The sequence below is a fragment of the Paenibacillus sp. JJ-223 genome (assembly GCF_927798175.1).
Classification (GTDB): domain Bacteria; phylum Bacillota; class Bacilli; order Paenibacillales; family Paenibacillaceae; genus Paenibacillus; species Paenibacillus hubeiensis.
The window spans coordinates 248,692-260,715 of the sequence record NZ_CAKMMP010000002.1 but is presented as its reverse complement, the minus strand read 5'-3'; the positions used below and the strand labels follow the sequence as shown (position 1 = coordinate 260,715).

9 protein-coding genes are annotated in these 12,024 nt (G+C 55.3%); 3 read left to right on the top strand and 6 right to left on the bottom strand.

Annotated elements, in window-relative coordinates; all coding sequences use genetic code 11:
• Position 1 precedes the first annotated feature (1 nt).
• Positions 2-1,783: a thiol reductant ABC exporter subunit CydD gene (gene cydD / locus L6H98_RS04720; protein ID WP_236413300.1), complete on the top strand. Its 1,782-nt coding sequence runs from the start codon at positions 2-4 to the stop codon at positions 1,781-1,783.
• Between the two features lies 1 nt (position 1,784).
• Positions 1,785-3,707 carry a thiol reductant ABC exporter subunit CydC gene (cydC, locus tag L6H98_RS04715; RefSeq protein WP_236413298.1) on the top strand — a complete coding sequence of 641 codons (1,923 nt, stop codon included), beginning with the start codon at positions 1,785-1,787 and terminating at the stop codon, positions 3,705-3,707.
• A 166-nt stretch (positions 3,708-3,873) separates the two neighbouring features.
• On the opposite strand, the gene thrC is transcribed toward cydC, so the two are convergent.
• Both thrC and L6H98_RS04705 read right to left on the bottom strand, forming a co-directional pair.
• Positions 3,874-5,259, bottom strand: coding sequence for a threonine synthase (thrC, locus tag L6H98_RS04710; RefSeq protein ID WP_236413296.1), 1,386 nt, complete (start codon positions 5,257-5,259; stop codon positions 3,874-3,876).
• 116 nt (positions 5,260-5,375) lie between these two features.
• Entirely contained in the window at positions 5,376-6,275 is a 900-nt protein-coding gene (locus L6H98_RS04705; RefSeq protein WP_236413294.1) for a DMT family transporter, read from the bottom strand.
• A 151-nt stretch (positions 6,276-6,426) separates the two neighbouring features.
• Between L6H98_RS04705 and L6H98_RS04700 the strand changes: the two genes are divergently transcribed.
• Positions 6,427-7,341 (top strand): LysR family transcriptional regulator, encoded by a 915-nt coding sequence (locus tag L6H98_RS04700; RefSeq protein WP_236413292.1) that lies wholly within the window; start codon positions 6,427-6,429, stop codon positions 7,339-7,341.
• 163 nt (positions 7,342-7,504) lie between these two features.
• Here L6H98_RS04700 and L6H98_RS04695 read toward each other — a convergent pair whose 3' ends face one another.
• From L6H98_RS04695 to L6H98_RS04680, 4 genes are all read right to left on the bottom strand, one after another.
• Positions 7,505-8,464: an MraY family glycosyltransferase gene (locus tag L6H98_RS04695; protein ID WP_236413290.1), complete on the bottom strand. Its 960-nt coding sequence runs from the start codon at positions 8,462-8,464 to the stop codon at positions 7,505-7,507.
• A 119-nt stretch (positions 8,465-8,583) separates the two neighbouring features.
• A complete protein-coding gene (locus L6H98_RS04690; RefSeq protein WP_236413288.1) occupies positions 8,584-9,387 on the bottom strand; it encodes a hypothetical protein in 804 nt (267 codons plus the stop codon).
• A gap of 154 nt (positions 9,388-9,541) precedes the next feature.
• A complete protein-coding gene (gntK, locus tag L6H98_RS04685) occupies positions 9,542-11,092 on the bottom strand; it encodes a gluconokinase (RefSeq protein WP_236413286.1) in 1,551 nt (516 codons plus the stop codon).
• Between the two features lie 100 nt (positions 11,093-11,192).
• Positions 11,193-12,020 (bottom strand): carbohydrate ABC transporter permease, encoded by an 828-nt coding sequence (locus tag L6H98_RS04680; RefSeq protein ID WP_236413284.1) that lies wholly within the window; start codon positions 12,018-12,020, stop codon positions 11,193-11,195.
• Between the last annotated feature and the right edge of the window lie 4 nt (positions 12,021-12,024).

Here is a 12,024-nt window from a genome sequence, read left to right as displayed (position 1 = left end):
GATGGGAAGGGGGTTGCTGAAGCTGCCGGGCGTGCGCCCTGTGCTGGCACTAGCATCGGCGTTGGTGCTGCTGCAGGCCATGGCCATCATCATGCAGGCCAAATGGCTGGCCCAGGCCATCACCGCTTTATTTGAAGGTGCTGCCGTATCGTCGCAGTATCCTGTGCTGCTGCTGTTCCTGGCCGCATTTGCCGCCCGTTACGCGATCTCCTTCTGGTTGCAGTTGATCGTGTCGCGATATGCAGAGAAGACGGGAACCGACTTGCGCAGGCAGATGGTGGAGCAATGGTTCCGGCTCGGGCCGCGTTTTGCCAAGACGGAAGGAACGGGCCATTTGGTCACGCTGGCGCGGGAAGGGACAACGCAGTACAAAACGTATTTGGAGCTGTTTATCCCCCGCATGCTGGGCATGGGACTTGTTCCATTGGTCATATTGTTGTATGTGTCCAAGCTGGATGTGATGTCCGGGATGATTCTGGCCGTAACGCTGCCCATCCTGATCGGTTTTCTCATTCTGCTCGGTTTGGCGGCGCAGCGGAAAATCGACTTGCAGTTCAAGTCCTACAAGGCGCTGGCAAACCATTTCGTGGATACGCTCCGCGGCCTGGAGACGCTTAAAACGCTTGGACAAAGCGGCAGGCACGCCGGGACGATCATGCGGGTGAGCGAGCGCTACCGCAAAGCGACGATGTCTACGCTGCGGATGGCGTTCCTGTCTTCGTTCGCGCTGGATTTCTTCACGATGCTGTCGGTCGCTTCGGTGGCGGTCAGCCTTGGGCTGCGCCTGACAGAAGGAAGCATACTGCTGGCTCCGGCGCTGACGGTGCTTATTTTGGCACCCGAGTACTTTTTGCCTGTGCGCATGCTGGGAGCGGATTATCATGCAACGCTGGACGGCAAAGAGGCCGGAGAAGCGATTCGCGACATGATCTTGAAGGGGGAATCTGCCGAGCAGAAGCAGAAGGAGGCTTATATCCACGCATTAAACGATCAGCCGGCATCTGACACTATGGATGAAGGGGATGCGGCATTGCCGGTATGGGATACAGCCAGCAGGTTGGCATTAAGGGATGTACAGGTCAGCTATCAGGACGGTGGACCAACATCCTTGAAGGACGTGACTTTCCAGGTTACCGGCATGGGCAAGGTCGGAATCATCGGCGCGAGCGGGGCGGGCAAATCCACCCTCGTTGACGTGCTGGGAGGTTTCGTGCTGCCGACTTCCGGGCAGATGCTGTACAACGGCCGCCCGTTGTCTCTGGAGATGACAGAGGCCTGGAGGCGGCAGACGGCGGCCATTCCGCAGCATCCGCATATTTTCAGCGGCAGTCTGGCAGACAACGTGCGTTTTTATAGGCCCGAGGCTTCAAATGAAGAGGTGTGGAGCGCCATTCAGGCTGCCGGATTAAGCCATCTGGTTTCGACCTTGCCAAGGGGAATCGACGAGCTGATTGGAGCCGGGGGCAGACAGCTTAGCGGCGGGCAGGAGCAGCGCGTGGCGCTGGCACGGGCTTTAATTAGCAAACGCCCTGTGCTTTTGCTGGATGAGCCAACAGCACATCTCGATGTCGAGACGGAATACGAGCTGAAATCGACAATGCTGCCATTGTTCAAGGAAAAACTGGTATTTCTGGCGACCCACCGGCTGCATTGGATGCCGCATATGGATCGCATTATCGTCATGGAGAACGGCACCGTGGCCGAGACGGGAACGCATGAACAATTGCTGGCCCAAAAAGGCGTATATTATGAGATGGTTCAGGCTCAGATGGAGGCGGTGTAACATGCAAGGTAGATATGAAGGGGAGGCAATGGAAGGCAAAGCGCCGCATCATGATGGCTGGATTGCTCCCCATGCGTTCCGGCATCGCTGGCGCTTCGTGCTCGTTATAGCGCTCGGCACGCTTGCTGCGCTGTGCGCGGTTATGCTGCTGTTCACCTCCGGCTATCTGATCTCCAAGTCTGCCCTTCGTCCGGAAAACATCTTGATGGTGTATGTGCCGATTGTAGGCGTGCGTGCATTCGGCATCTTTCGGGCGGTATTTCGGTATGCCGAACGTCTCGCCGGTCATGATGCGGTATTGCGCGTGCTTGCCGAGCAACGCGTGAAACTGTACCGCATCCTTGAACCGCAAGCCTTGTTCCTGCGTTCCCGCATGCGGGCCGGGGATGTACTGGGCGCATTGGCGGATGATGTGGAACGGCTGCAGGACATCTACCTGCGCACCGTATTCCCGGCGGTTACCTCGCTGATTCTCTATGCGGCAGCCGTGGCGGCGTTTGGCAGCATGGACCCGGGATTCGCGCTTTGGATCGGTCTGTATCTGCTGGTTTTGGTAGGCATCCTGCCCGCCTTGTCCCTTAAGATGACATGGAAGCTGCATGTGCGGATGAAACGGGAAAACGCCAACCTGTACACCCGCTTAACGGACGGCGTATTGGGACTTGGCGACTGGATGGCCAGTGGACGCGTACGCAAATTCGTCCTGCAGCAGGAGGCGGAGGAAGGGCGGGCCGATGAGGTTCGCGGCAGATTGCAGCAATGGACGCGCTGGCGCGACCTGCTTGCCCAGTGCGTTATCGGCCTGACGGTCTGCTCCGTCACCATCTGGGCAGGCGGACAAGCCTTTGCCGGGCATGTCCCGGCAGTGATGATCGCGGCCTTTGCGCTGGTCGTGTTTCCGCTTGCGGAAGCGGTACTTCCCGTGTCCGAAGCGGTCCAGCATATTCCGAGGTATCGGGAATCGCTGGACCGCTTGCGACGGTTGGAAGGTACCGAGGGCGAACAAGGGCAGCAGAAGGAAGCCGAGCCCCGCCTGGAGCACATGTCGCCGAATCCTGCCGAGCCAAGCCTGGAACGGCTGTCTGACCATCGTATCCGCATCCGTATCCATCCAAAGCACAAAGCGGATATCCGCCTGGACCGCGTCAGCTTTCGCTACGGCCAGGATGACGAGGACGCGGTGCATGAACTCACGCTTCATCTGCCGCAAGGCAAGCGACTGGCGATCCTTGGGCGGAGCGGCGGCGGCAAATCGACGCTGCTTAAACTTATTCAAGGCGCGCTTGAACCATCCGCCGGAAAAGTGTTATTCAACGAACAGCCTGTACAGTCCCTCGGCGAGAGCCTGCCTGAGGTGATTTCCGTATTAAACCAGCATCCGCATCTGTTTGATACGACGGTGGCAAACAATTTGCGGATCGGCCGTCCGGACGCGACAGACGAACAACTGCGCCGCGTTGCAGCTCAGGTAGGGCTTGCCGACCTCATTCAGTCGCTGCCCCTGGGTTACGAAACGCCGATGCTGGAGACGGGCCAACGATTCTCGGGCGGTGAGCGACAGCGGATCGCGCTGGCGCGGGTTCTGCTTCGCGATACGCCCGTTGTCATCCTCGACGAACCGACGGTAGGGCTTGATCCGATGACGGAACGCGCGCTGATGCGCACGATGCTGGAAAGCATGCAGGGCAAAACGATGATCTGGGTGACCCATCACCTGATGGGCGCCGAACAGATGGATGAGCTGATCTTTATGGAGAACGGGCGAATTGCGATGCGGGGCTCTCACGAACAGCTGCTGGCGAAGGAAGAACGATATCGTCGCTTGGTGGAACTGGATCGACCGGGATGGGCGGGAAACGCTAAACGGGAGCCTTGGGCACAGACCTGGCAAAAGCCCGAGCCGCTTTTCAATCGGAAGATATAAGCGATGATCTGCATGAAGCCTTTTTGTGAAGCCTTCTTGAAGTCCCTTTAATGACGCAAAAACGCAGCAAAGCCCGCTTCCTTTATGGAATGCGGGCTTTGCTTGTACCGGGATCAGCGAATACGGTGGGATATTCGCGCCGGCCTGTTTTTGCAATGGGATCGAATCAGAAAAACTTCTCCAATTGTTGGGCGATTTCCTCATTGGAATTGCCAACGGTCGTTTGATACTGCGGCTTCTCGAACAAGGCCTGAATTTGCTCAGGGTACTCCTGCTCGATGTTCACGAGTGCAATCGATTCGTTGAATTTAGCCGGATGAGCAGTGGCCAAGGTCACGTTGATTTCATCCCGGCTGCCGCGATGCTCCGCGGCCACAACGCCGCAAGAAGTATGCGGGTCAAGCAGGTAGCCCGTGCCGGCATGAATTTCGGCGATTTTATCGAGACACTCCTGGTTTTTAACGCCATAAGCTGCAAAATCGCGCTGAACGATGGCCAGTTTGTCCTCAGGGATGACCACTTTGCCTTCGTTTTTGAATTGGTCCATCAGCGCAACAACCGCGGAGGCATCCTCTTGGTACAGATAGTACAGGTAACGCTCGAAGTTGCTTGCCACCTGAATGTCCATCGATGGGCTATGCGTGCTGCGGAATGCGCCAGGCTGATAGACGCCTTCGCTGACGAAGCGTTCCAGGATATTGTTTTCATTCGTAGCCAGGATGAGTTTGCCGATCGGCAGTCCCATCCGTTTAGCCAGGTAACCCGCGAAAATGTCGCCGAAATTGCCTGTCGGCACGCTAAAGTTAATCGTAGCTCCGTTCGCCTTGTTCAGACGGAAGTATGCGTAGAAATAATACACGGTTTGTGCCAAAATACGGGCGATGTTAATGGAATTGATGGCACGCAAGTGATAACGATGCTTGAAATCAACGTCTGCGAACAGTTCCTTGATAATGCGCTGGCAGTCGTCGAAGTTGCCGTCGACGGACAGGTTGAGCACGTTGTCGCTGTGCACGGTCGTCATTTGCAGCTCCTGCACTTTGCTGACTTTGCCGTGCGGATGCAGGATACAGATCCGGATGCCTTCCTTGCCGCTTACGCCTTCAATGGCGGAAGCGCCGGTATCACCCGAAGTAGCGCCGAGTATGTTGACTTTGATGTCGCGTTTGCGGGAGACGTAAGCGTACAGGTTGCCGAGGAATTGCAGAGCAACGTCCTTGAAGGCGAATGTAGGCCCATGGAACAGTTCCAACACGTATTCGTTGTCTTGCAAGTGCCGCACTGGCGTTACTTCCGGATGACGGAACGTGCCATAGCTGTCGTCTACCAGTCTCCGAAGGTCGTCCTTCGGAATGTCGTCACCAATGTATAGCGAGAACACTTCCGTAGCGAGCTCCTGATAGCTGAGCGACTGCCAGGATTGAAGTGTTTCGGATGATAATTGTGGTATGGCCGTCGGTACGAGCAGGCCGCCGTCGTCGGCAAGCCCCATCAAAATGGAGTCCACAAAACCGATGCCGCCGACATTTCCCCGTGTGCTAATAAATTCCATAGTCATCCCCTCAAGTTACTGAAATTTTTTGCTATTATACCAGATGTGAGAGGGAATCCCTATCTTTTTAGCCCAAGTTTGGCTAAAAATTTTTTTATAGCAACGCGGTGATGCTTTTATGAAGCTGAGGATTTAGCCGTTTGCGGTCCTGCTGTGCGGCGATTAACCAGCACGATGCTGAACAAAATCAGGACCAGGCCGGCAATCAGATTCAGGCTGACGCTCTCGCCGAACATGAGCACGCTGGTCAGGATGGAGATCAGCGGAATCAGGAAGGTGAACGAACCGACCTTGCTGGCCTCGCCGGAGCCGAGCAGTTTGAAATACAGCAACCATCCCAGCGCGATGACCAGCAGTGCAATGAACAATGTGTCCAGCATGAACGGAATCGTCCAGCGCACCGAGGCCCAGCTCTCAGTGATGCTTCCCGTGGCCGTCAACACGATGCCTCCGGCCAATACCGACGTTGCCGTCATCCATAGCCCGTCGACGCGAGCCGCATTTTTTTTCATATAAATCGCGCCGAGGGCCCAGCTAATGGCAGAGGCCAGCGCCAACGCGATGCCCGCTGCCGAGACGTTGCCCGTGATGCCTCCGATGCTGATCGTGGCGACCCCTGCGAAGCCGAGCACCAGTCCGACGATTTTGATGGCATTCATCGACTCGCCCAGCCACAGCCAGGCTCCAATGCCAATCAGCACGGGCTGCAGGAAAACGATGGAGGAGAACAGGCCTGCCGGCGCATGGGCCAAACCAACGGTCTGAAAACCGTAGTAAAACACGATGTTCAGTAGTGCGGACAGGGCATACACGGGCCAGTTCTCCTTTAGCCGCAGCATGTGCAGCCGCGGAAGAGCGATGAGCACGAGAATGACGCCCCCGATCAGCAGGCGGAAGCCTGCAAACAGAAGTGGAGGCATAAAGATTAACCCATACTTCGTGAGCGGCCAGTTCCAGCCCCACAGGAGGACAAGAATGCCGAGATATACGTTCGTTTTGAAACGGGAAAGCTGCATGTGAATCCCTCTTTTCCTTAATTGCACCTAACACGGACGCATGATAGTCACGATGTATCGTCCTGATGGATGATACTGTATACTACATGGTACAATATAAACACCCATGATTGAAATGCATGTTATTCATAAGGAGTATAACCATATTGTTATGAATAGAGCACAATTGGAATTATTCGTTCAAGTAGCCGAAACCGGCAGCTTCACCCGGGCCGGGGAAAAGCTGAACATCACGCAACCTGCCGTCAGCCGGTCCATCTCCGCATTGGAGAACGAGCTGGGCGTCAGGCTGATGATCCGCGACCGCCGCCAAGGACTGATGCTGACCGATATCGGCAGCCGCCTGCTTGTCCAGAGCCGCGTCATTTTGAAGCAGTTTGAACAGATGGAACAATTGGTCGCTGCCGAGAAAGGGTTGGAAATCGGCAAGATTCGCATCGGATCGTTCCCAATGACGTCTACGCACCTGCTGCCACGCGTCATTCGCGACATTCGCGAACGTTACCCGGGCATTGAATTCGACTTGCGTGAAGGAACGGTAAACGACATTAGGGAGTGGCTGGACCAACGCGAAATCGATGTCGGCCTGATTATTGCATCGGAGCAGGGGGAATTCGAGAGCATTCCGCTGCTTGAAGAAGAGATGCAGCTTGTGTGCAGAGATGACCATGCGCTTGCAAGCGAAACCGTACTGTCCATCCGCCAGCTTGAAGGTGTGGCTTTCATTATCTGCAACGGCGGTTACGAGGTGCCGATCTATGACATCTTCCGGCGCAGCAAGGCAGGACTGAACGTCAGTTTCACGGTCCATAACGTCAACGCTTGCCTGAACATGGTTCAGGAGGGGCTCGGCGTGGCATTGCTGCCGACCATGCTTCTCGCTGGGCTGCCGGCAGGACTGAAGGCCATTAAGCTGGAGCCTAAAATCTACCGTGAGGTAGACCTGGCCTTGCCTTCGTTTGCCGAAGCATCCAGTGCGACGAAATTGTTCGTAGAAACCGTGCAGCGGCTGTATGGAAGATCTGGTCGCAGCGGCGGCAAAAACGTCATTCAAGATATCCGATGAAAACTGAAGTAGGCAGTGGGTGCAGCGGCATCTTCAGATGAAAGCCAAAAGGAACGATTCCCTGCGGGAATCGTTCCTTTCTGCATGCTTCAGGTTGCCAAGCCACACGCTCTAACATCGACTGAATATTGCAAAGTCTGGCAGACGCCGGGATGGACATCTTCTATCGCTCGACGAGCAGCAGAATGATCGATGAAAGGCAAAGGCATGTGCTGATCAGATAGAGCACGCCTACGACCTGTTTATGGCTCAAGCCTGCCCGAAGCAGACGATAGTGGGCTTGGCTGGCATCGGCTTGGTAGATCGCTTTTCCTTGCAGGAAACGTTTGACCACGACAAAGATGTTGTCAAAGATCGGTACGCCAAGCGCAAGGATCGGAATAAAGAGCGACAGCATCGTTGCTTGCTTGAATGCTCCGTCAAGAGCGATGACTGCCAGGATGAAACCTAGGAAGGTTGCGCCCGCATCACCCATGAACACTTTCGCAGGCGGCTTGTTGTATTTCAGATAACCAACCGTGACGCCTACCAGTACGATGGACATCAGGGCTGAATCAGCCTGTCCTTTCGCCAGCGCTACGACGAACAGCGTGACAGCGGAAATGGCCGAAAGTCCGCCAGCCAGCCCGTCCATACCGTCGGAAAAGTTAATGACGGTAGTTACGCCGAAAATCCATAGAATGGTCAGGATGAACTGCAGCCAGACCGGGAGCATGACATATTCGGACGTCAGCGGATTAACGAATCCCGTAAAAGCGATGCCTGAGGCAAAAACGAGCACCGCCGCGGAAATCTGGATAATCATTTTGGGCAGCGCTGGAAAGTCCTTGCCCTTCGTTTTATACCAATCGTCGATGGTGCCGATCGTCAGAAGCAGCATCCCGCCGACGAACAGGGCGGCCGTTTCCATAGACAACTGTTTGGTGAACAAAATATATGTAAGAAAAAATCCTGTAAATATCGCATAGCTTGCCGTCAGCGGAATGGGCTGCCTGTGGAGTTTGCGCTCCACGTCCTCGCGGGGCTTGTCCACGAAATCAAGACGGTGGGCAAGACGCCCAAGCGGAGGAATGAGCAGAACCACGACAGCAAATGACAACAGAAATGCAGCTAAATATAACATAACTTTGCTTGTTTCACTCCCATCTCCATATTTCCCCTATTATACGAGTTCGGCAGGAAGTCTGTCGATGTCATTATTGTCATTATTGCCCGGAAGCTCTTGTCGCCATCGTGGTAAGTTCAGGAAAGCCAGGCTCCGAAATACGATTTCACAGCTTCTTCACTGTACCGGTCATTCCCTTGCCAGGTCGAGGCAAAACGGAAATCGCTTGAACCACCTCTTCCGATGCGCGGTGTATCTGTCTCAGCTAAAATGCCGGCTGCGCTCCAAATTTCCAGAATGGCATCGCGCTCAAATTGGTTGGACGGGAAGATGGTTTTCCACCGCTTCTCCAGCTTGCGAGCACCCTCACCAGACTCACAGGCATATATCGTTTCCAGCATGCCGCGCAGGATGGCGATATCGGCATCGGTTACTTCATAGGTATCTTCGTCAGTTAACAGCAGCTCCAAATCCATCAGGCAGTATAACAGCAGATCATGGCGCACCCCGCCCCACCGTATGCGTTCAAAATTCAGGACGTTCAAGTCCTGAGCGACGTACTCGCGATCGGAACGCAGCCGTTGGAAGTTGCAGTCTCCACATGCGCTGGAATTGGCGTGAAGCGCCGGACGCTCGCCGTAGGTATGCAGCGGCAAAGGCGCCGTTAGGGCCCAACTGGAGAGCGCGCTGCGAAGATGTACTTTTCGCGTGGACAGGCTGTGCAGAAATGCGATGGCCGCCTGTTCCTTGATGTTGTGTTCCTGGTGCATGGAGTGCAGCCGCTGAACGATTTCATCATGCGAAATGGTGAGAGGGTCGAACATGACGCCTTTGCTTTTGGCATACTCGAAGTCTTCCCCCGTAAAAGGAGTCTGCGGCGATTTCCATCCGCCGTTTCCCCAGAAGAAACTTTGCAATATTTTGAGTGCTTTTTTGTCCATGAAATTCATTCTCCCATCATATATAGAATAAGGTCTCCAAGCGAGATGAGATACCATAGAAAAAAGAAAACCGACAACCCTCCCGATACCGGAGGGCTGCCGGATTCTACGCCCTGATCACGGGAACGCTGCCGTTGCCGTGATCAGGCGATGCTTATTGCCGTGCAGCCTTGTTCTGGAAAGCGGCGATGTCCGCGTACTCTTCATCGAATTTGCGCGAGATGCGGATGAAGATCGGCAGCAGCTCGCGGTAGACACGCACGCTGTCCGGGTCCGGCTTGTGCCGGTGGGTCGAACCGATCATGCCCGATACGGCGCTCAGCGAATCGATGCGGCCCAGCGCATACAGGCCGAGTACGGCTGCGCCCAGGCAGGAGCTCTCGATGCTTTCCGGAATGATGACATCCTGATCGAAGATGTCGGCCATCATCTGCCGCCACAGCTCGGAGCGTGCAAAGCCGCCCGTAGCCTGGATTTTGGCGGGGCGTCCGATTTTTTCCTCGATGGCCAACATCACCGTGTACAGGTTGAAGAGCACGCCTTCGAGCGCCGCGCGGATCATATGCTCCTTTTTGTGATGCAGCGTCAGGCCGAAGAAGGAGCCGCGCGCATTCGGATTCCAGAGTGGGGCGCGTTCTCCCGTCATGTAAGGGTGGAACAGCAAGCCTTCGGAACCCGGAGGCACGTTTTCGGCAACCCGGGTAAGCACTTCGTACGGATCGATGCCGAGCCGTTTGGCCGTCTCCACCTCCGATGCGGCGAATTCGTCGCGAATCCAGCGGAAGATCACGCCGCCGTTGTTGACCGGACCGCCGATCACCCATGCATTCTCGGTGAGTGCGTAACAGAAAAAGCGTCCCTTCGGATCGGTTACGGGTTTGTCCACGACCGTACGGATGGCGCCGCTGGTACCGATCGTGACCGCGACCACGCCCGGATCGATGGCGTTGACCCCGAGATTGGAGAGTACGCCGTCGCTTGCTCCGATCACGAAAGGAGTCGTTTCGGCAATTCCCATCGCCTTGGCGTGTTCCGGATTCAACCCTTGTTTGATCACATGGGTTGTCGGCACGAGCTTGGACAGGTGTTCCGGCGTAATGCCCGCGACATGGAGCGCTTCTTCGTCCCAATCCAGCTTCTCCAGGTTCATCATTCCGGTAGCCGATGCCATGGAATGGTCGATGACGTAGTCGGAGAACAGCTGGTAGAATACATATTCTTTCATGGAAACCAGTTTGTGCGTCCGTTTGAACAACTCGGGCTCTTCCCGGGTGAACCACATGATTTTGGTCAAAGGCGACATCGGGTGAATCGGCGTCCCGGTCCGCAAATATATTTCGTGGCCGTTCATATCGGCTTTGAGCGCTTCCGTCCATTCGGCGCTACGGTTGTCCGCCCATGTCATGGCTCGCATTAGCGGCTTGCCATGCTCATCTACGGGCAAAATGCTGTGCATCGCCGAACTGAATGACACCAGCATGACCTCGCCCGGCTGAATGCCTGCAGTGGAGGTAGCCTGTTTGACCGAAGCCAAGACGGCGTTGAAAATGTCGTCCGCATCCTGCTCCGCAATGGCAGGCGTAGGCGTGTATAGCGGATAATCGACACTGCCCTGGGCCACGATCGTTCCGTTTTGTTCGAACAGGACGGCCTTGGTGGAGGTAGTGCCGATATCCACGCCGATCATATAACGTGAAGAAGCCATGGTTGCTATCCCTCTTTTCTGAAACGTCTGGTGGGTACTCTGCCATCAAGCATATCAGAATTCAGGGACGGATCAAAATTACCCGTATCTGGAATTTAAATTAATCTTTTACTGCCCCGGCTGCGATATCCGAGATGAACTGGCGGCTGATGAACAGGAACATGACGATGAGCGGAATGACTGCCAGCAGCGTGCCGGCGATAACCATGGCATAGTCCGTGTTGTATAGCCCGTTCAGTTGGGATAACGCAATCTGCAGCGTGTACTTTCGTTCGTCGGTCAGGACGATAAGCGGCCACAAATAGTCGTTCCATACGCCGATGAACGTGAAGGCGCCGAGGAAAGCAAAGGCAGGTCGCAAGATCGGCAGGGCAACGTTCCAGTATAGTCGGAAGAATCCGCATCCGTCGATCCGACCCGCGTCGAGCAGGTCGCTTGGAATCGACTCGGTCGCATACTGCCGGATCCAGAATATGCCGAAGGCGTTGACCATGCCCGGAATGATCAATGCTTTGAACGAGCCGACCCAGCCGAAGGTAGCCATCAACACGAACGATGGAACGAGCGACAGCTGCGAAGGTACCATCATCGTGGCGAGCAGCACAACGAAGAGCCACTTTCTGCCGGGGAATTCAAACTTTGCAAAGGCAAAACCGGCAAGGGAATCGAAGAACAGCACCAGCAGCGTGACCGTGGCTGCGACGAGAAACGTGTTTACAAAAGCTCCCCAGAAGTCGATTTGCTGCATCACCCGGGTGATGTTGTTCCATAGCTCCCTGCCGAACCAGAGCCTGGGCGGAAAAGCATAAATGTCGGACGTGGTTCGGGTAGACATGACGACCAGCCAGTAGAACGGAAACATCGAAATGATCATGCCTGCGGCCAAGCCGATATAAAGCACGAACGATTTGAGGTGTTTGGATGCCATGAGC